The 19,799-nt window shown below is 62.7% G+C and carries 21 protein-coding genes; 10 read left to right on the plus strand and 11 right to left on the minus strand.

Annotated elements, in window-relative coordinates; genetic code table 11:
- Positions 1–98: 98 nt before the first annotated feature.
- Positions 99–1,856, plus strand: a complete 1,758-nt coding sequence (locus tag CLU94_RS04930; RefSeq protein ID WP_099664822.1) for a PAS domain-containing sensor histidine kinase — start codon at positions 99–101, stop codon at positions 1,854–1,856.
- 59 nt (positions 1,857–1,915) lie between these two features.
- Here CLU94_RS04930 and rpoD read toward each other — a convergent pair whose 3' ends face one another.
- A complete protein-coding gene (rpoD, locus tag CLU94_RS04935) occupies positions 1,916–4,462 on the minus strand; it encodes an RNA polymerase sigma factor RpoD (protein ID WP_099664823.1) in 2,547 nt (848 codons plus the stop codon).
- 566 nt (positions 4,463–5,028) lie between these two features.
- On the opposite strand from rpoD, the gene CLU94_RS04940 reads away from it, so the two are divergent.
- The 3 genes from CLU94_RS04940 to CLU94_RS04950 are packed head-to-tail and all read left to right on the plus strand — an operon-like array spanning position 5,029 to position 6,642.
- Complete coding sequence (locus CLU94_RS04940; RefSeq protein WP_034758713.1) at positions 5,029–5,538, plus strand: ProQ/FINO family protein; 510 nt, start codon at positions 5,029–5,031, stop codon at positions 5,536–5,538.
- A 9-nt stretch (positions 5,539–5,547) separates the two neighbouring features.
- Entirely contained in the window at positions 5,548–6,195 is a 648-nt protein-coding gene (locus CLU94_RS04945; RefSeq protein WP_077401767.1) for a 3'-5' exonuclease, read from the plus strand.
- Between the two features lie 21 nt (positions 6,196–6,216).
- The gene (locus tag CLU94_RS04950; RefSeq protein ID WP_099664824.1) at positions 6,217–6,642 is read left to right on the plus strand and encodes an SMI1/KNR4 family protein; all 426 of its coding nucleotides are present in this window, start codon (positions 6,217–6,219) and stop codon (positions 6,640–6,642) included.
- A gap of 21 nt (positions 6,643–6,663) precedes the next feature.
- On the opposite strand, the gene CLU94_RS04955 is transcribed toward CLU94_RS04950, so the two are convergent.
- Together CLU94_RS04955 and CLU94_RS04960 are read right to left on the minus strand one after the other, a co-directional pair.
- Positions 6,664–7,011 (minus strand): DUF4870 domain-containing protein, encoded by a 348-nt coding sequence (locus CLU94_RS04955; protein ID WP_034786172.1) that lies wholly within the window; start codon positions 7,009–7,011, stop codon positions 6,664–6,666.
- A gap of 97 nt (positions 7,012–7,108) precedes the next feature.
- Positions 7,109–8,521: an aminotransferase-like domain-containing protein gene (locus tag CLU94_RS04960; protein ID WP_099664825.1), complete on the minus strand. Its 1,413-nt coding sequence runs from the start codon at positions 8,519–8,521 to the stop codon at positions 7,109–7,111.
- Positions 8,522–8,674: 153 nt separating this feature from the next.
- Here CLU94_RS04960 and CLU94_RS04965 point away from each other — a divergent pair, with 153 nt between their 5' ends.
- Entirely contained in the window at positions 8,675–9,397 is a 723-nt protein-coding gene (locus CLU94_RS04965) for a c-type cytochrome (RefSeq protein WP_180278595.1), read from the plus strand.
- On the plus strand, positions 9,394–10,668 hold the full coding sequence (locus tag CLU94_RS04970) for a cytochrome c (protein ID WP_099664827.1): 1,275 nt from the start codon (positions 9,394–9,396) through the stop codon (positions 10,666–10,668). The genes CLU94_RS04965 and CLU94_RS04970 overlap by 4 nt, the downstream gene beginning before the upstream one ends.
- Before the next feature lie 112 nt (positions 10,669–10,780).
- On the opposite strand, the gene CLU94_RS04975 is transcribed toward CLU94_RS04970, so the two are convergent.
- Complete coding sequence (locus CLU94_RS04975) at positions 10,781–11,416, minus strand: SAM-dependent methyltransferase (RefSeq protein WP_077409040.1); 636 nt, start codon at positions 11,414–11,416, stop codon at positions 10,781–10,783.
- Positions 11,417–11,604: 188 nt separating this feature from the next.
- On the opposite strand from CLU94_RS04975, the gene CLU94_RS04980 reads away from it, so the two are divergent.
- Positions 11,605–12,390, plus strand: coding sequence for a head GIN domain-containing protein (locus tag CLU94_RS04980; RefSeq protein ID WP_099664828.1), 786 nt, complete (start codon positions 11,605–11,607; stop codon positions 12,388–12,390).
- A gap of 60 nt (positions 12,391–12,450) precedes the next feature.
- Here CLU94_RS04980 and CLU94_RS04985 read toward each other — a convergent pair whose 3' ends face one another.
- Together CLU94_RS04985 and purU are read right to left on the minus strand one after the other, a co-directional pair.
- Entirely contained in the window at positions 12,451–12,993 is a 543-nt protein-coding gene (locus tag CLU94_RS04985; RefSeq protein WP_070291303.1) for a YaeQ family protein, read from the minus strand.
- Positions 12,994–13,032: 39 nt separating this feature from the next.
- On the minus strand, positions 13,033–13,914 hold the full coding sequence (purU, locus tag CLU94_RS04990) for a formyltetrahydrofolate deformylase (protein WP_099664829.1): 882 nt from the start codon (positions 13,912–13,914) through the stop codon (positions 13,033–13,035).
- A 345-nt stretch (positions 13,915–14,259) separates the two neighbouring features.
- Here purU and CLU94_RS04995 point away from each other — a divergent pair, with 345 nt between their 5' ends.
- The 3 genes from CLU94_RS04995 (at position 14,260) to CLU94_RS05005 (ending at position 15,917) form a co-directional block, all read left to right on the plus strand.
- Entirely contained in the window at positions 14,260–14,772 is a 513-nt protein-coding gene (locus tag CLU94_RS04995) for a phasin family protein (RefSeq protein ID WP_099664830.1), read from the plus strand.
- Between the two features lie 47 nt (positions 14,773–14,819).
- A complete protein-coding gene (locus tag CLU94_RS05000; RefSeq protein WP_099664831.1) occupies positions 14,820–15,236 on the plus strand; it encodes a KGG domain-containing protein in 417 nt (138 codons plus the stop codon).
- Between the two features lie 168 nt (positions 15,237–15,404).
- Entirely contained in the window at positions 15,405–15,917 is a 513-nt protein-coding gene (locus CLU94_RS05005; RefSeq protein WP_034758768.1) for a YgjP-like metallopeptidase domain-containing protein, read from the plus strand.
- A gap of 126 nt (positions 15,918–16,043) precedes the next feature.
- On the opposite strand, the gene CLU94_RS05010 is transcribed toward CLU94_RS05005, so the two are convergent.
- The 5 genes from CLU94_RS05010 to CLU94_RS05030 form a co-directional block, all read right to left on the minus strand.
- Positions 16,044–16,637, minus strand: coding sequence for a PEP-CTERM sorting domain-containing protein (locus tag CLU94_RS05010; protein WP_099664832.1), 594 nt, complete (start codon positions 16,635–16,637; stop codon positions 16,044–16,046).
- 312 nt (positions 16,638–16,949) lie between these two features.
- The gene (locus tag CLU94_RS05015; protein WP_180278808.1) at positions 16,950–17,495 is read right to left on the minus strand and encodes a TIGR00730 family Rossman fold protein; all 546 of its coding nucleotides are present in this window, start codon (positions 17,493–17,495) and stop codon (positions 16,950–16,952) included.
- Between the two features lie 11 nt (positions 17,496–17,506).
- The gene (locus CLU94_RS05020) at positions 17,507–18,280 is read right to left on the minus strand and encodes a hypothetical protein (protein ID WP_099664834.1); all 774 of its coding nucleotides are present in this window, start codon (positions 18,278–18,280) and stop codon (positions 17,507–17,509) included.
- A gap of 41 nt (positions 18,281–18,321) precedes the next feature.
- Positions 18,322–18,993, minus strand: a complete 672-nt coding sequence (locus tag CLU94_RS05025; protein WP_034758777.1) for a TetR/AcrR family transcriptional regulator — start codon at positions 18,991–18,993, stop codon at positions 18,322–18,324.
- A gap of 138 nt (positions 18,994–19,131) precedes the next feature.
- Positions 19,132–19,749, minus strand: coding sequence for a phasin family protein (locus CLU94_RS05030; protein ID WP_099664835.1), 618 nt, complete (start codon positions 19,747–19,749; stop codon positions 19,132–19,134).
- Positions 19,750–19,799 lie beyond the last annotated feature (50 nt).

Consider the following 19,799-nt stretch of genomic DNA (forward strand, 5'->3'; position numbering starts at 1 on the left):
TCAAGAAAACAACAATTGGTATTACACTAGCGTCGGATACCTTCCCCTCTCCGGCGCCAGGCGCACGGCAGCGGCCAACCACGACGCCAGGGACGCGGATGAGCAAATGGTCGATTGAAACCCTGAGTGGCGCTTGCGGCGCCCTCATCCTGATCATGCTGGGCTGGTTCGCCGGCGCGGCCTGGCAAGAACTCGATTTCTGGCAGCATGTCTGGCTGGCCCTGCTGCTGCTGGCCGCCGCCGTCGCCGTCCTCTGGCTGATGCGCAAGCTGCGCAGCCACCTGGCCCTGACGCGCGCGCAGCTCGACGATAGCCTGATGCGCTACCAACACCTGAGCGAAACGGCGCAGGACGGCATGTGGCAAACGGATGCGCACGGCCGCATCCTGCACGTCAACCAGCGCCTGTGCGACATGCTGGGCGTCCCCGCGGAACAGCTGCTGGACCACTCGATGGACGAATTCCACGACGAAGCCACCTTGCTGCGCCTGTGTCCGCTGCGCCAGACGGCGACGGATAGTTGCATGGGAGAACTGCATTACCAGCATGGCGACGGCTCGGAACGCTGGGCCATGCTCAGCGGACGCCGCCTGTACGACCAGCGCGGCACCCTGACGGGAGCGCTGGTCATGGCCAGCGACATCACGGAACACAAGCGGGCCGAACACGCGCTGACCGTCGCCCATGCGGAGCTGGAAAGCCGCGTGGCCCTGCGCACGGCCCAGCTGCTCGACGTCAATCTCCAGCTGTCCGCGGAAATCGCCATGCGCGCGCAAACGGAAGCGGCCCTGGCGCGCAGCGAAGAGCGGCTGCAGGACATCATTTCCATGATGCCCCTGTCGCTGTTCCTGAAAGACGCCGATTCGCGCATGCTGCTGATGAACCAGGCTTGCGAGCAGCAATGGGGCGTGCTGTTCCAGGATATCGCCGAGGGACGCGACGTGCAGCACTTTCCCTCGGACCAGACCCAGGCATTCCACGCGGCGGACCAGGAAGCGTTTGCCAGCCGCCAGGTGGTGATCCGCGAAGAACTCGTGTGGAATGCGCGGCTGCAGGAAAACCGCCTGCTGCAGACGCATAAAAAACCCATCTTCGATGCGCAAGGCCGGCCGCAGATGATCATCGCCATGGGCATCGACATCACGGAAAGCAAGCGCAACGAGGATAACCTGCAGCGCACCCTGGCCCAGCTGCGCGAACTGACCGACCACCAGCAGACCATCAAGGAAGAGGAAAGGCGCCGCATCGCGCTCGACATTCATGACGACCTGGGCCAGAACCTGATGGTGCTGCGCATCGACGTGTCGCTGCTGCACGCGCGCACTGCCAGGACCCACCCGCGCCTGCACCGCCACGCCCAGCGCGTGCTCGACACCATCGACGCCACCATCCGCTCGGTGCGCATCATCATCAATGACTTGCATCCCAGCACCCTGGAACTGGGCCTGGGCCCGGCAGCCGAATGGCTGATACGCCAGATGGAAAGCCGCGGCGCCATCCGCTACCAGCTCTCGCTCGACAGCGAGGCGCCCGACCTGGGCCTGGACCAGCGCCAGACGTCGGCCATCTTCCGCGTGCTGCAGGAATCGCTGTCGAACATCGTGCGCCACGCCCAGGCCAGCGAAGTGGAAGTGGCGCTGGCGCAAGATACGGATGCCATCGTGCTGCGCATCAGCGACAACGGCATCGGCATGCAGCCGGACGCCCACGGCAAGAAGGCCGCCTTCGGCCTGAAGAGCATCCGCGAACGTGTCCATGCGCTGGGCGGCGAACTGCGCATCGACAGCCAGGAGGGCCAGGGCACGGCGCTGGCCATCCGCCTGCCGATCGCCAAAAGCCAGGCCGTCGAAGCCTAGGACAATTCCAGGGCGAAAAAAAAGAGGCTTGCGCCTCTTTTTTATTGCCTGCTGACTACTTAATTTTGCGTCAAGAAGGTTTTCAGCTTGTCCGAACGCGAAGGCTGGCGCAGCTTGCTCATGGCTTTCGCTTCGATCTGGCGGATGCGCTCGCGCGTCACGTCGAACTGCTTGCCCACTTCTTCCAGCGTGTGGTCGTTCGACATTTCCACGCCGTAACGCATGCGCAGCACTTTCGCTTCGCGCGGCGTCAGGGAGTCCAGCACTTCCTTGATCACGTTGCGCATCGACGCGTGCAGCGCGGCGTCCAGCGGCGCCAGGGTCGTGTTGTCTTCGATGAAGTCGCCCAGTTGCGAATCGCCATCTTCGCCCATCGGCGTTTCCATGGAAATCGGCTCTTTCGCGATCTTCATGATCTCGCGCACCTTGTTTTCCGGCATTTCCATCTTGACGGCCAGGGTCGCCAGGTCCGGCTCGCTGCCCGTTTCCTGCATGATCTGGCGCGAGATGCGGTTCATCTTGTTGATCGTTTCGATCATGTGCACCGGCACGCGGATGGTGCGGGCCATGTCGGCGATCGAACGCGTGATGGCCTGGCGGATCCACCAGGTGGCGTAGGTCGAGAACTTGTAGCCGCGGCGGTATTCGAATTTATCGACAGCCTTCAGCAAGCCGATGTTGCCTTCCTGGATCAGGTCGAGGAATTGCAAGCCGCGGTTGATGTATTTCTTGGCGATCGAAATGACCAGGCGCAAGTTGGCGACCGTCATTTCGCGTTTCGCGTGACGGGCGCGCTTTTCGCCGGCAGCCATCTGCTTGTTGATCTTGCGCAAGTCTGCCAGCGGCAGGGCCACGCGGGCTTGCAGGTCGATCATCTTCTTTTGCAGTTCCTTGACGGCAGGCACGTTGCGGCTGAGGATGGCGCTGTACGGATACTTGCAGTCGACTTCGCGGTCGACCCATTCCAGGTCGCATTCATTGCCCGGGAACACCTTGATGAAGTGGGCGCGCGGCATGCCGCATTTGTTCACGCACAGTTCCAGCACGGCGCGCTCGATGTGGCGCACTTCTTCCATCTGGCCGCGCAGGGTGTCGCACAGCTTTTCGACGACCTTGGCCGTGAAGCGGATGCCCAGCAATTCCTGCGAAATGGCTTCCTGCGCCTTGACGTAGGCTTTCGAGTTGTAACCCTCGGGCGCCTTGCGCATCTTGTCGTACTGCGTCGAAATGACGTTGAATTTCTCCAACGCATTCTTTTTCAGCTGGGCCAATTGCTCGCTGGAGAAACCGGCCGCGCCGCCATTGGCGTCGCCGTCTTCTTCCTCGGCTTCTTCTTCCTCTTCCTCGTCGTCACCGCTGGCGGCGGCGGGCGCAGCGGCAGCGGCAGGCGCCGGGGCATTGCTTTCGTTCAAATCGACGAAACCGTCGACCACTTCATCGACCTTGATTTCGTCGCGCGCGATTTTTTGCGACAGCGCAACGATTTCGCCGATGGTGGTCGGGCAGGCGGAAATCGCCTGGATCATGTCCTTCAAGCCGCCTTCGATGCGCTTGGCGATCTCGATCTCGCCTTCACGCGTCAGCAGCGCCACGGCGCCCATTTCACGCATGTACATGCGCACGGGGTCGGTGGTGCGGCCGAAGTCGGAATCGACCGTCGACAGGGCGGTCGCGGCAGCCGCTTCCACTTCATCGTCGCTGGTGACGGTGGCGACGTTGTCGGTCAACAACAGACTTTCCGCGTCAGGGGCGCGCTCGTAGACGGCGATGCCCATGTCGTTGAAGGTGGCGATGATGCCTTCGATCGCTTCCGGATCGATGATGTTTTCCGGCAATTGGTCATTGATCTCGGCATAGGTGAGGAAACCGCGTTCCTTACCCATGTTGATCAAGCCCGTGATCTGCTTGCGGCGGCGTTCCAGGTCCGCTGCCGATGCTTCCGGATCGCCCAGCGCATCGGCCAGGCCGCCCTTGGCCTTGCGGTCGCGCGCTTTCGAGACGGCCTTCAGTTCGGCGCGCTCGACGGCGTTCAGTGCTGCCACTTCGTCGTTTTCCGGCGTGAATTCGCTCGGTTTGCGGCCACGGCGGCCAGGTACCTTGACGGTCGGCAAGAAGTAATTCGAGGTATCGATGGCGGCCAGCGCATCGGCGTCCGTGGTCTTGCTGACCACTTGCGCGCCGGTGATGATGGTCACGGGCGCCGCTTCAGGCTTGGCGCGCACGACTTTCGAACGGGCTGCCGTCACCACCTTGTTCGTGGCGGCGCTTTCGCTGACCTTGCGCGGCGCAGGCGCCGCCTTGGCGCTAGGCGCCACCTTGACGCTCGGCGTCTTGACGGGCGCCGCTTCCACGGCGTCGGCGGCGTCGGCCACGGGCGCGGCAACCGCTGCTTCCGCTACCGTTTCGGCCGGCGGCACGGCAGCCAGGCGCGAGCGGCTTTTCTTCACCACGGTGACGACGGTCGGCGCCGTCGTGACGGTGGCTTCCGGATTCGCTTGCGCATTATCGATGAAGTAAGATAAAGTCGTTTTGGGTACGGCAAGCGGCGCCGCGGCTGGGCGTGGCGCCTTGGCGGACAACGTTAAAGTTTTTGGCGTATTCTTCATGAGATATCTCTTAATGCGAGACCAGATGGTGTCGGCGCGAAGTGAATGATTCCACCTAAGCCTGCGAAACCGGACTCGATGGAGCGTATTGTTGCGGCTGCCGTCAAGGGCAGCGGCGCCTGTCTATCGTGACGTTCATAGCCCGCGCATCCGGCATGAGGAGCGCGGGGCCGAAGCCGGGTCAGATAAATAAGCGATGTACATTGCGGAATGAAAAAAAGCCCGTACCAGAACGGGCTTGAATCTATTGTTGTTCAGTGAAGACACAGCGGAGAGCAAGATTATGCACGAAGGCCCGTTATCTGAATAATTGATAAGTGGAATAACCGATATCAAAAATATCAATAATGGTGGCCCTGCGCCGCACTGCTCCTATCCCCTGCACACCTGAGCCAGACCTTCAAAAACAGGGTCCAGTCATCAGCGCAAGCCGACATTATACACATTTCCCGTATTTCGCGCTGTGCCGGCTGTAGTGCGAACCCGCTTATCGCAGGTCAAGTTGCCAAAAAAGACAATGCACTTGCCTGTGGCGCGTGCTATGCTCCCCTTTTATAGCCCAACCAATGATGTCGATGACCAGCTCCACGCCAGACCAGCAAGCCACCACTCCTGACACGCCAGTCGATGCAGCCCCAGCGGCGGCACCGGCCGCAGCGACCACGCCGGCGCCTGCCGGCCTGACCGCGCGCGCGCTGCTGAAACAGTTCCAGGAGCAATTCCCGCCATTCCGCGATTGCCTGCCCTTGTCGATCGGTATCGACAAGCAGATCCTCGCGCGGCTGCCGGACCTGGACCGCAAGCTGATGCGCACGGCGCTGGGCATCCACACGGGTTCGCTGCGCTACCTGCGCGTGATGGAAAAAGCCAAGGTACGCTACGACCTCGACGGCACCGCCGGCGCGGAAGTGACGCAAACCCACCGCGACCACGCCACGCAAGTATTGCAGCAGCGCTTCAAGAAGGAAGCCGAGCGCAAGAAAGCCGAGCGCGATGCCGCGGCCGCCGAAGAAGCGAACCGTTTGCGCCTGGAAAAACTGAATCAGCTGACCGCGAAATTCTCGCGCAAAGGCTGATCCGGTTTCATGGACACAGCTGCCGCACCGCCACTGCCCCCCTATCAAGGCATTGCACTCGACCACGTCAAGCTGGTACGCACCAGCGATGATGCGCAGGCGGCCATGGCCGCCCTGCTGGCAGCGGACGCCATCGGCTTCGATACGGAATCGAAGCCGACCTTTGTGAAGGGCGAATCCTCCACGGGACCGCACCTGATCCAGCTGGCCACCGACGACATCGCCTACCTGTTCCAGGTGGGCAGCACGCCGGCGCCGGCCCTGGCCGAACTCAAGGCCATCCTCGAATCGACCACCACCCTGAAGGTGGGCTTCGGCCTGTCCGACGACGTCAAGCGCCTGCGCAACAAGCTGGGCATCGCCCCGGCCCAGGTGCTCGACCTGTCCGTCGCCCTGCGCGGCGGCCAGCGCAACGACCTGGGCGCGAAGACGGCCGTGGCCAAGTTCTTCGGCCTGCACCTGCAGAAATCGAAAAAGATTTCCACCACCAACTGGGCCACGTCGCGCCTGACGGAAAAGCAGATCCTGTATGCGGCCGACGATGCGCAAGTGGCCCTGCGCGTGTACCGCCGCTGGATCGCCGACGGCGGCAAGGTCGCGCCGCAAAAAGCCCCGCGCGCCAGCACGCCGCCAGCCCCGCCGCCTATCGCCGCCTGAGCCGGTGCGCCTTCCTGCAGCATGAGCAAGAGTAAGTCCATCGGCACCACGCTTGACGCGATCGCCGCCGCCGAACAGGCGCTGGGGCGGCAGCTGCCCGCATCCCATGTGCAATGGTTATTGGAGAACAATGGCCGCGCGCTGGGCGCCTTGAGCGTGTTTCCCGTCTACGACGCAGCCAATGCGCGCAAGACGTGGGAGTCGATAGCACGCCATTACCGCGAAGGCTGGCAGGAATGGCTGGAGAATGCCGGGACAGGCGACGAGGCCGGCAGCCTGCTGCCCTTCGCCCAGTTCGGCACGGGCGATTACTACTGTTTTGATTATGCGCAAACGGGGCCATCGGGCGAACCCGTGGTCGTGCTGTGGTCGCACGAAACAGGCGCCACCACCGCGGTGGCGCCCGGCTTTGCCGCATTCCTCGCGCTGCCCGGCCGCCCGGGCTGACACCCGGCGGCCGGCACAGCCTTATTTGACGAGGCGCAAGGTCAAGGGATAGCGGTAAGTGACGCCATTGCTGGCCTTGACGGCCGCGACGATCGAGCACACCAGGTTGGCCAGCGCCACGATCCAGAACAGGAACAGGCCGATCAGCACGAACGACAGGATGAAGCAGGCGAAATACCAGATGATCAGGGTGATCTGGAAATTCAGCGCTTCGCGGGCGTTCTCGGCCGAGAATTTATCCGCATCATCTTTCTTGATCAAATAAATGATCAGCGGCGCCACCCAGCTGGTGAACAGGCCGCCAACGTGGGACAGAATGGCGATCGTCGTATCTTGTGTACGACCCACTTCCGGCTGCGTGTTATCCATTATGATTCCCATCATTAGTTATAGATACATCAATATAACAGTAATATTTCTTTTTGGAATGGAACACTTGCTGCCGCAAGGGACTTTTTTTTCGCCGCTATGCCGCCGCCAGCGCCAGCCGCCCCAGGGTGGCGATGGCTTCTTCCAGTTGCGCGTTCCACGGGTGGCCGTAATTGAGGCGGATGCAGTGGCGAAACGCACGCGTGGCGGAAAAAATGGGGCCGGGCGCGATGCTGATGCCGGCCGCCAGCGCGCTGCGGTGCAAGGCCAGCGCGTCGATACCGGCAGGCATCTCCACCCAGACGAAATAACCGCCCTGCGGCCGCGTGACCCTTGTGCCGGGCGGAAAATGCACGGCGATGGCTTGCAGCATGGTATTTTGCTGCGCCGCCAGGGTCAGGCGCAGCTGGCGCAAATGGCGGTCGTAGCCGCCTGCCGCCAGGTAATCGGCCAGCGCCATCTGCAGCGGAATGGGCGCCGACAGGCTCGTCGTCAGCTTCAGGCGCTCGACCTGGCGCGCATAGCGGCCCGCCACGGCCCAGCCCAGGCGAAAGCCGGGCGCCAGGGTCTTGGAAAACGAACTGCAATGCATCACCAGACCCGCGCTGTCATGGCTTTTCGTCAAGCCGGGGCGCTGCTTGCCGAAATACAACTCACCATACACGTCATCCTCGATCAGCGGCACGCCATGGCGCGCCAGCAGTTCGACCAGCGCGCGCTTCTTTTCCGGCGACATCAGGCTGCCCAGGGGATTCTGGAAATTCGTCATCAGCCAGCACGCCTTGGGCTGGTGGCGCAGCAGCAATTCATCGAGCGCCGCCAGGTCGACGCCGTCGCGGGGGCTGGTGGCGATCTCGACTGCCTTGAGTTCCAGCCGCTCCAGCGCCTGCAAACACGCATAGAAGCTGGGCGACTCGATCAGCACCGTGTCGCCGGGCCGCGTGACGGCTTGCAGGCACAGGTTCAGCGCTTCCAGCGCGCCATTCGTGATGACGATGTCGTCGCTGGAAACGAGCACCCCGTCGAGCTGGTAGCGCAGGGCGATCTGGCGGCGCAGTTCGGCATTGCCCAGCGATAAATCCGTGACCGTACTCCACGGGTCGAGGCGGCGCATGCTGGCCGACACGGCCCGCGCCAACTTTTCCATCGGAAACAGATGCGGGCTGGGAAACGCCGAGCCGAAAGGCACGATATCGCGCGCGCCCACGGCGCCCAGCACTTCGAACACGAGGTCGCTGACATCGACCGTGGTGCTGGCGTCGAGCGGGCGGGAACTGTCCGGCTCGGGGGCCAGCGCGGCGCGCTGCGGCGCCACGTAGTAGCCGGAGCGGGGCCGCGAGACGATCATGCCGCGCGCTTCGAGCAAATAATAGGCCTGGAACACCGTCGACGGGCTCACGCCCCTGCGCGCATGCTGCTGGCGCACGGAAGGCAACTTATCACCAGGCAACAACAGCTGCGTGCTGATCATGGCGGCGACTTCTTCCGCCAATTCCTCATATCGTTTCAACCTTGCTCCTCAAACTGATCCGTAGTTTTATTGCACAACTGATCCTGTCACAGTGACAGCACCCGTTATATGCTAGGGTAACAACATCCGGGCAGCAACACCGGCACGCCATCATCGACCGACGAGACAGGTTACTTTTCCATGCAACTCTCCATGCTACTGCATTCCCCCCTCGTGCTGTTGCTGTCCATTGCCTTGCCCGCCACGGCGCTGGCCGCGCCCGCCAGCATTTCCGCCAGCCACGACAGCCTGGAACAGCGCATCAAGGCGTGCACGGCCTGTCATGCGCAAAAGGAACGCCACGACGCCTTCTTTCCCCGCATCGCGGGCAAGCCGGCCGGCTACCTGTACAACCAGCTGCTGAACTTTCGCGAGGGACGGCGCCAGTATCCGATGATGAACTATATGGTGGAACACTTGCCTGACGATTACCTGCGCGAAATTGCCGACTATTTTGCGGCACAGCACCCTGCCCCGCCGCCGGCCCAGCCCAGCAGCGCCGGCACGACGGCCCTGGCGCGGGGCAAGCAGCTGGTGCTGCATGGCGATGCCGGCAAGAAAATTCCCGCCTGTATCGCCTGCCACGGCCAGCAGCTGGCCGGCGTGGCACCCGCCATCCCCGGCTTGCTGGGCTTGCCGCGCGACTATATCAACGCCCAGCTCGGTGCGTGGAAGAACGGCATCCGCCGCGCCCATGCGCCCGACTGCATGGCGCAAGTGGCGCAGCGCCTGTCGGATGCGGACGTGGGCGCCGTCTCGGCCTGGCTGGGCACGCAGGTGGCCAGCGCCGACGCGCGTCCCGCGGAAAACATCGCCCTGCCCTTGCCGCTGCATTGCGGCGGCGTGCCCGGTTCCAGCGCGCAGGTGGCGCCATGAAAAAATGGATGCTCGCGGCCGCCATCGTCGCCATCGGCGCAGCCGGTGCCAAATTCCTGCTGTGGCCGGCGGACGACGTGGGACCGCCGGCCGCCGCCAGCACCCTGAGCCAGGAACAGCTGGTCGCGCGCGGCGCCTACCTGGCCAAGGCGGGCGACTGCATGGCTTGCCACACGACGCGCGGCGGCGTGCCCTACGCGGGCGGCCGTGCCTTGCAGACGCCGTTCGGCAAGGTGCTTTCACCCAACATCACGGCCGACAGGGAAACGGGCATCGGCAGCTGGACGGCCGACGATTTCTGGCGCGCCATCCACAACGGCAAGTCGAAGGATGGCCGGCTGCTGTATCCGGCCTTTCCCTACACCAGCTACACCAAGGTGCGGCGCGAGGATAGCGACGCCCTGTACGCCTATTTCCAGAGCGTGCCGCCGCACCGGCAAGCCAACCAGCCGCACGCGCTGCGCTTCCCCTACAACCAGCAGGTCGCGCTGGCCGCCTGGCGCGCCCTGTACTTCAAGCCGGGCGTGTACCAGCCGCTGACGGACAAAAGCATGGAATGGAACCGCGGCGCCTACCTGGTGCAGGGCCTGGGCCACTGCAGCGCCTGCCATAGCAGCCGCACGACCCTGGGCGGCAGCGACGACGGCCTGTCGGGCGGCCTGATCCCCGTGCTGGGCTGGTATGCGCCGTCGCTGACATCGGATGCGGAAGCGGGCCTGGGCGACTGGGACACGGCGCACATCGTGGAATTGCTGCAAACGGGCGTGTCGCCGCGCGCCACCGTCTTCGGCCCCATGGCGGAAGTCGTGCGGCAAAGCTTGCAGCACATGAGCAATGCCGACGTGCAAGCGATGGCCGTCTACCTGAAAAGCCTGCCCGGCCCCGCGCAGCCCGTACAACGGGCGCCGCGCGACACGTCGGAGCAAGCCCGGCAGCAACTGGCGCTGGGCGCGAAGCTGTATGAGGCGCAATGCGCGAGCTGCCACCAGGCCGACGGCAAGGGCGTGCCGCCCGGCTACCCGCCGCTGGCCGGCAACCGCGCGCTGACGACGGCGTCGGCCGTCAACGCCATCCGGCTCGTGCTCAACGGCGGCTTCGCGCCCGGAACAAAAGGCAACCCGCGCCCCTACGGCATGCCGCCGTTCGGCCCCGTCATGGATGATGCGGAAGTGGCGGCCGTGGTCACGTACCTGCGTGCGTCGTGGGGCAATGATGCACCGGCCGTGTCGGCCCTGGAAGTCAATAAATACCGCAGCGTGCCGCTGGAGTAGCGCGCCTGAAAAACGTCCATGGCCGATTGCATCGCTTACCTTGGACGTTTTGCCGGCGCGCATACGAAAAAAAACCGGCCAGCGCCGGTTTTTTCACGTCAAGCAGCCGTTCTCAGCGGAACTTGCTCTTGTGACCCGTCTTCAGGTCCAGCGCATAACGCACGCCGTTGTCCGTCAACATGACTTCATCGGGCGGCTCTTCGCCGGCCAGGGCGCCGTCGATCAGGGGCAAGCCTTCGCCCTTGCGCATCAGGTCGTCGCAGCGCTCGTACACGTTGACGCACCCCGTGGACGCCATCAGCGATTGCACGATGGCCACTTTCCACGCATCCACGCCGCCCGCATTGAATTCGCAGATCAGATAGCCTTGCACGCCGCCGAACAGCTGCACCACCAGGCCGGGCAAGCCCTCGTCTTCGCCCTTGATCAGGGTCAACAGCTGGTTTTCGCCCGCCTTCTTGATGGCAGATAATTTTTTCTCGATGGCGGCCTTGACGCGGCGCTTGATCAGCGCGTGGTCGACCGGTTCGTCTTCCTTGAAGCTCCAGATGCGCGCGCGGATCTGCGACTTCGAATTGTAGGCGGCGCGGGCGATGAATTGCTTCGATGAGCTTTGCACGATGGCCGTCGAGCCGGGCTTCATTTTTTCCTGCGGCTTGCCTTCGACTTTTTCAATCGCGGACGCGTAAATCCAGGATTGGCCCAGCAAGCTCTTTTCCTTGCCCTGTTTGATGGTGATGATCAGCATGTAATTCCAGTAGTGTGACCGGCGCGTACCGGTCGTCGTATATCCAATACCGGCATGATACCTCATGCCATCCTGTCGCATCCTCCTGCATTCCATGCCGCTGCTGGCGCAGTCTGTCGCAGCGCGCTACGCAGGCGCGGCCGGCTGGCATACCATGCAAGTATACCAATTCCAAACAGGGAGCAAGAATGACACCGACACTTTTCCACCCACGCCGTGCCCGCGCCGCCACCGTCCTGCTGCTGGCCGCCTGCGCGCTGGCCCTCCCGGCCGCGCCGGCGCTGGCCTCGCCGCTCGACTGGATTTCCGGCAACAGCATCCAGGGCAGCGGCAAGCTGCAAAAGCAGACGCGCGAAGTCGGCAGTTTCCATGCCGTGGCGCTGAACGTGCCGGGCACGGTCGAATTGCGTATCGGCAACACGGACAGCATCACCATCGAGGCCGACGACAATATCCTGCCGCTGATCGAGACGGCGGTGGAAAACGGCACCTTGCGCATCCGCCCCGCCAAGCGCAACGCCAACTTCCGCCAGAGCAGCCTGAACATCGTCATCCAGGCGCGCCAGGTGGAACGCATCAGCGTGGGCGGCTCGGGCAACATCACGGCCACGGGCTTGCGCGCCGAGAATCTGCGCTTCGACGTGGGCGGCTCCGGCTCCATCCACGCGCGTGACCTCGACAGCCGCCAAGTCTCCATCGCCATCGGCGGCAGCGGCAACTTCAAGGCCAGCGGCAAGACGGAGCAACTGACGGCCTCCATCGGCGGCTCGGGCAATATCCAGGCGGGCAAGCTGGCCGCGCGCGACGTGCAGGTGAGCATCGGCGGCTCGGGCGAGGCGCAGGTGTGGGCCAAGGATGACTTGACCATCAGCATCGGCGGCTCGGGCGAAGTGAGCTACTACGGCGACCCGCGCATCAGCCGCAGCATGCAGCGTTCGAGCAGCATCAAGCGGCTGGGCGCGGCGCCGAATTAAGCCCCCGCAATGACAAAAGCCCGGAGCGATCCGGGCTTTTTGCGTTTCAGACAGGCTATATCAGCGGGCCGGCTTCACCGGTTCGCGGTCGATCAGGACCGTATTGACGCTGTCCGTCAGCCAGATCTGGCCATCCTGGATCGTGCATTGCAGCTGCATCGTGCGCTGCGCCAGCTTGCTCATGTCTTGCGCCGCTTCCGATGGCAAGTTGATCACGGTCAAGTTCTTCGCCCGTTCCAGCTTGTTCGCGATCTGCTTCCACCAGATGTGGCTGGTTGCGCCATAGCTGTAGACGATGACCTGTTCCGAACGGCCGCACGCCTTCAGGATGCGCTTTTCGTCCGGCTGGCCCACTTCGATCCACAGCTGGATGGCGCCCGTCAAGTCTTTCTGCCACAGGTCGGGCTCTTCCGTGTCGAACAGGCCCTTGGTAAACGTCAGCGCCTCGTCGGCGTGGATGGCGAACGCCAGCAGGCGCACCATCATGCGCTCGTCCGTTTCGGACGGGTGGCGCGCCAGGGTCAGCGCGTGATCCTGGTAGTAATTGCGGTCCATGTCGGCGATCTGCAGATCGGCTTTGAAAATTGTTGCTTTGAGGGCCATCGTGTTTCTGTCTCGGTAAAGTAAATAGTGAAGTCGGTATCAGCGGAAAACCACGGTCTTGTCGCCATTTTTCAGGATGCGGTGCTCGACGAACCATTTCACGGCGCGCGCCAGCACCACGCACTCGACGTCGCGGCCGATGGCCGTCAGGGTTTCCGCATCCATCGCATGGTCGACGCGCTCGACGTCCTGCTCGATGATCGGGCCTTCATCCAGGTCGCCCGTGACGAAATGGGCCGTCGCGCCGATCAGCTTGACGCCGCGGTGATGCGCCTGCGCATACGGCTTGGCGCCCTTGAAGCTGGGCAGGAAGGAATGGTGGATATTGATGGCGCGGCCGTCGAGCGCCTGGCACAGGCTAGGCGACAGGATCTGCATGTAGCGCGCCAGTACCACCAGGTCGATCTTGTGCGTGTCCATCAAGTCGATGATCTTCGCTTCCTGCGCCAGCTTGGCCGCTTCCGGCGCGCCGGTGGCCAGCGGCAGGTGGTGGAACGGAATATTGTAGCTGGCCGCCAGCTGGTAGAACTCCATGTGGTTCGACACGATGGCGGGAATTTCCACGTTCAGCAAGCCGCTCTTGTAGCGGAACAGCAAATCGTTCAGGCAATGGCCGATCTTCGACACCATCAGCATGACGCGCGGCTTGACGCGCGCATCGTGCAGCTGGCCGTGGAAGGGGCCGTTCAACTGCATGGCTTGCGACAGGTCGGCGAAGTCGCTGCGCAACTGGGCGTCGCTGACGGCGCCGTCTTCCAGCGCGAAATGCACGCGCATGAAGAACAGCTGGGATTCCTGGTCGCCGAACTGGGCGGAATCGAGGATGTTGCAGCCGCGTTCGGCCAGGAAGCCGGACACGCGGTGCACGATGCCGCGCTGGTCCAGGCAGGACAGGGTCAGGATGTATTCGGGATGCGTCATGGTCGCGGAATAAAGCAAAAAAAGTGGGCTATGCTCGGCTCAGCCACGCGCGCCGGCCATCGGCTGCGCTGCCGCGAGCCGGCTATTGTCGCACGGCCGGGCCGGTCAACCCGCATTTTCCACACAAGCAGCATGGCTGCCGGCGGCGGCAAGCCGATTCACGTTCATTTGATCTAACACAAAGTCATCGCATTTTTCCGTCTTCCAGGCGCCATTCCCCCGCCAAACGGGCAGCTGGCGTGGAACCTGGCACGCCATCCGGCGTCTATCCCTTTGCTTGTTTCACCATACGCCGCATCCGGTGCACCGGGTGTTTCCTGGATCCGTTTTTCATTGAGGTAGAACATGTTCACAAACAGTATTTCCCCCAGTTTCAGCCCCGCCCTGAAGTCCCACCTGGAGGCCCAGTGCAATTTCGCCACGGAACTATCGCGCAAGCTGGTCGATACGGCGCAGCAACTGAGCGAGCTGCATCTGCGGCTGGCGCAAGACTTGCTGCAGGAATGGAGCAGCGCCAGCCAGCAACTGCTGTGCGCGCGCGACACGGGCGAGTTCATGTCGCTGGCCGCGGCCCAGTTGCAGCCGAGCAGCAACAAGCTGCAGCAGTACCAGCAGCAGCTCGGCAACCTCGTCGCCAACGCCAATGTCGAAATGAACCGCACGGCAGAGAACCACCTGCCCGAAGCGAGGCGCACGGCCGTGGCCTTCGCTGACGAAGTGGTGCGCAAGACGGCCGAGGAAACGGAAAAAGCCACGCAGCGCCAGCGTGAAATGATCGAAAAGATGCACGCCACGGCCCCCAGCAATGGCGCCGGCCGCAGCCGCGATACCGGCAGGCAATCCGATCAGGCGCATTGAGCACTTGAATTGACCACTTGACCCCACTCGACAGCAAGGAGAGCGACATGGCTAGCAATCAAGGTAATGAACAGGGCAAAGGCGCTGGCAGCAGCCAGAAAGCCGGCGAATCGGGCAGCGGCAAAGGCCCGAGCAAGCGCGGTTTCGCCGCCATGAACGAGGAACAGCAACGCGAAATCGCCAGCAAGGGCGGCCAGGCAGCCCATCAAAAGGGCACGGCGCATGAATTCGACTCGGAAGAAGCGCGCCGGGCCGGACAGAAAGGCGGCGAAGCCGTCAGCCGCAACCGCGAACACATGGCGGAAATCGGCCGCAAGGGTGGCGAAAGCCGGCAATCGGCCCAGCGCGCCAATGAAAGCCGCAGCGGCACGGCCACGCGCAGCGGCGGCACCGAGCAGGGCCGCACTGGCCGGCAAGGCGGCAAGGACGAGGACGACAAGGGCGGAGCAGGCGGAGCGGGCTGAGCGGGGCAGGCCGGGCTGCCCCTGCGGCGCGCGGCCTGATGCAGGCAGGCAGGGGCGGCCCTGGCAGCCCTGGCAGCCCCGTGCAAGGGCTGGCGCAGCGCGGGGGGCGGCGGTATGGTACATTCTCGCCTTACCGACACCTCCGCGCCACGCCCCGCCCTTCCCCGCATGCAGCCATCCCTGAAATACCTGAGCGCCTATTCCGAACAAACGCAAGCGCAAGTGCAGCAACTGATCGCGCAAGACAAGCTGGGCGACGTCCTGTTGAAACGCTATCCGAACGCGCACGATGTACGCAACGACAAGGCTTTATACCAGTATGTGCAGGACTTGAAGAATGAATTCCTGCGCAATGCCGAGCCCATCAACAAGGTGGCGTTCGACAGCAAGATCCATGTGATCCAGCACGCGCTGGGCTTGCATACCTCGATCTCGCGCGTGCAAGGTGGCAAGCTCAAGGCCAAGCATGAAATCCGCGTGGCCACCATGTTCAAGGAAGTGCCGCTGGAATTCCTGCGCATGATCGCCGTGCACGAACTGGCGCACGTGAAGGAAAAGCAGCATGACAAGGCGTTCTACAAGCTGTGCACGTATATGGAACCGCAATACCACCAGTACGAATTCGACGTGCGCCTGTACCTGACCCAGCTCGACCTGTCCGGCCAGCGCCTGTGGTCATGACATCCACATAACAATGCCGCCCCGGGCATCCATTGGGCGGCATTGTTGGCGTGGGTCAGAGTAGCCGCCCGGCAAGACGGGCGGCTCTTGACGCATGTGCCGGCGGGACCGGCAGCATGTTCAAGCTCAGGCGGCGTTCTTGCGGCGGCGCAGGAAGGCCAGCAAGCCCAGTCCGCCCAGCATCATGCCGTAGGTGGCCGGTTCCGGCACGGCGCTCACGCTGGCGGCGATATTATCGACCTGGAAGGTGTGCAAGGCGCCCTCCTGCCACGTTGCCGACAGCAGGTTGTTGAAACCCGTGAACGTGTAATCGCTGAAGTTATGGCTGCCATCGAGGCTGAAGGTCTGGGTCACCGTGCCGCCGCCCACCTGATGGCCGAAGAACGTCACGTCGTAAGGGCCAGGCAAGCTCACGAAATCAGCCAGGCGGATCGAGCTCAGCGAGAAAGCGGCGCCATCGGTACGGCTCAAGGTTGTCGTCGTCAGCACGGTGGCGCCAAGACCGGCCGAGCCGGCATAGGCAAAGTTGCTTTGATGTGCGGAACTCAACAGGCCCAGGAAGCTGCTGTCGAAATTGTAGCCGCCTTCGGAATAGGAGTCGAAGACGGAGCCGAGAATGCCGGGTTGCTCCAGCGCATCGAAGCCGATGACGGTGGTTTGTGCATGGGCGCCGCCGGCGGCGAGAATGGCGGCGACGGCAGTCGCGCGCAAGAGAGTCATTGGTTTCACAATAGTATCCTTTCAAGATGATGAAGTAGCGAGGTTGTGGCAACTTGCAATATCTAGGCGTCGTAGCGGGAAACGGGAGGCGCCTCGCTGGGTGTCCGACATGCCTGTCTTTTGAACAATTGCAGTAGAACACATTCATGCATAAAAAGCATCTTCATTTTCAAAAAAACATGCCTTAGTGGAAACATTCTAGCTATATTTATATTAATTAATTAATTGATCTTGATCAATTTTCCCGCACAGAAATAAAAAAGCCATGCATTTCACAATGCATGGCTCTGGATGAGACTTCACAAAGAAGATTTACGGCGCACTATCCTTCAACCGCTGCACCAGGGCCGCAGGATCGGCATCGGCGTTCAGGAACGCCGCGTGCTGCGGGCGGATGAAGCCCTGTTCCTTGCCGTTTTGCACGAAAGCGATCAAGCCGTCATAAAAACGGTCGACATTGAGCAAGCCGATGGGCTTGGCGTGCAATCCCAGCTGGGCCCAGGTGAGCATCTCGAACAGCTCTTCCAGGGTGCCATAGCCGCCGGGCATGGCGATGAAGGCGTCGGACAGGCTGGCCATCATCGCCTTGCGCTCGTGCATGTCCTTCACGATGAACTGCCGCGTCAAGCCCGTGTGGCCCACTTCGCGCTCGACCAGCTGGGTGGGAATCACGCCCGTCACCTCGCCGCCCAGGCGCAGCACTTCATCGGCGATCACGCCCATCAGTCCCACCTTGCCGCCGCCATACACGAGCGAGATATTTTCCGCCACCAGCACGCGCGCCAGTTCGCGCGCCGCCACGGCATAGTCCGGCGAGACGCCCGCGTTGGCGCCGCAATACACACATAAAGCCTTGATCACAGTATTCCCTACCCTTTCAATTCATCGATCGCCGCCTCGACCTCGAGGCGCTCCTTGGCGTCCAGTGCCACGCACTCGGCCGCCTTTTCATACAGGGCCAGCGCTTCCGCCAGCTTTTTCTTTCCGTCCAGCATATTCAAGGCGCGCGCATATTCGCTGTGCGCCAGCGCCGAATACGGCGTCAGGGCCAGCGCCGTCTTGAAGTGCTGGTAGCCATCTTCCTTGTTGGCGCCGTAGGTCAGGCCGCCTATCATGGCGCCGACCTTGTCGATAATTTCCGTATGATAAATCCCAAACGCGATATGCGCTTCCGCATGCATGGGCGCCACCGTCATCGTGCGGTCCAGGCTATTGCGCACGCGCGCGCCCATGCCCTGCGCCAGGGCCTTGACGACGGACGTGCCCAGCGCATAGCGGCCCAGGCTGTAGGCATGCCAGTAGTAGCCGGCCGGATTGTCCGGCTGCTCGCTCTGCTGGCGCTCGCAGCGCTCCGCCACTTCCTCGTACATGTCGAGTTTCCGGCTGTCATCCACTTCCAGGTGCGTGGCATAGATGCAGGTCGCCTTGTGCGCCACCGCATAGCCGGGCACGCCGACAGCCAGGCCCAGTTTCACGGCCCGCTCGAAGTCGCCCGCATGGAAGGCCAGCCACGCCTGCACCAGCGCCGGGTGCGTGGGAAAGGGTTCCACATCGCCCGCATGCAGGCGCGCCCAGGCCGCTTCCAGGGTTTGCGGGGTGTAGACATATGCTTCGTCCGGATAAGGAAATTGTTTCCAAGCCATATATCTCTCCTGTAAATGACGACGTGGCGCCAGCAGTCGCGTCAGTCGTTCTTGAGTTTTGTCACATACTCTTCCGACAGTTTGCGAAACAGCAAATGCGTTTCATTGCGTAAATACGGCCCGATCAGGGACAGCACCTGGTAACAGCCGCGCGCCAGCGCGTCGGACATCGATTGCTGCTCGCTGTACTTGCGCGGGTTGCGCACATATTCGTACGACAGCCAGTAGGTGGCGACGACGACCATATTCGTCGCCATCGCGGCCACTTCCATGTCCGACGCTTCCAGCGACTGTTCGCTGCGCAAGTCTTCGCACAGCTGCGTGGCCACCTTGATCTTGTGCGCCAGGATCAGCTTGAAGTGCAGTTCCAGCTTGCGGTTGCGCGACAGCAAATCGTTGAGGTCGCGATAGAAGAAGCGGTAACGCCAGATCAGTTCGAACATCAGGTGCAAATACAGCCAGACATCCTCGATATTCGAGCGGCGCCCGTCGGGCACGGTCAGGATGCGTTCGATTTCCGCCTCGAACTGGACGAAGATGGAATTGACGATGTCGTCCTTGTTACGGAAGTGGTAATACAGGTTGCCGGGCGAAATGTTCATCTCTTCCGCAATCACGGTCGTCGTGATATTCGGCTCACCAAACTCATTGAACAGGCGCAGCGACAACTCCAGGATGCGTTCGCGGGTACGGCGTGGTGCTTTTTGTAGCATGGCGGGCAATCTCTCTGTGTTCTGCCTCAAGCATACCACCTAAGATAGCTGTAATGAAACACTCCGCCCCCGGGCGCCGGCGAAAAGCCCGGGCAAGAAAAAGCCTGCTCGCGCAGGCTGGAGGGATGCGGCACCGGCTCAGGCGGCCGGCGCTTTTTTCTTCGCCGCCGGTCTCGCCGCCGGCTTGCTCGCCGGCTTGCTCGCCGCTTTGCTCGCCGGCTTGGCCGCGGGGCGCGGCGCGCTCCGGGCTGCCGGCTTGGCCGGGGCCTTGGCGACGACCGGTTTCGACGCGGTTTTCGGTGCAATTTTCGGCGCCGCCTTCACGGCGGGCTTGGCCGCGGCCTTCGGCTTGGGCGCCGGCGCCGCCTGGGCCGACAGCGCCGCCACTTGCCGGCTCAAGGCCTCGATCTGCGCATGCAGTGCGGAAATATCCTGTTGCGTGGGCACGCCGATGGTGGCCAGGGCGCGCGCGACACGCTCTTCAAACACCTGTTCCAGCTTGTCCCAGGAGCCGCTGGCCTGCTTGCCCACGCCATCGGCCAGCTTGCTGACACTGTCGCTGACGCCGGAAACCTTGTCTTCGGCGCGCTTCTGGAATTCCGTGCCTTCCTTCACCAGCCGGGAAAACACGCGTCCACCCTCTTCCTGCGCCTTGGCGAAGGCGCCCAGGCCCGCTTGCCAGATCTGCTGCGCGGACGAGCGCACGGCGTTCGCCAATTCCTTGTCTTCCGCCAATTCCTTCAATTTCTTCACCATCGCCAGCTCCCGTCATATGAAAGGCCATGCCACTTCATGGATACTTTTTA

This window comes from Janthinobacterium sp. 13, from assembly GCF_002749695.1.
Classification (GTDB): Bacteria; Pseudomonadota; Gammaproteobacteria; order Burkholderiales; family Burkholderiaceae_D; genus Janthinobacterium; species Janthinobacterium kumbetense.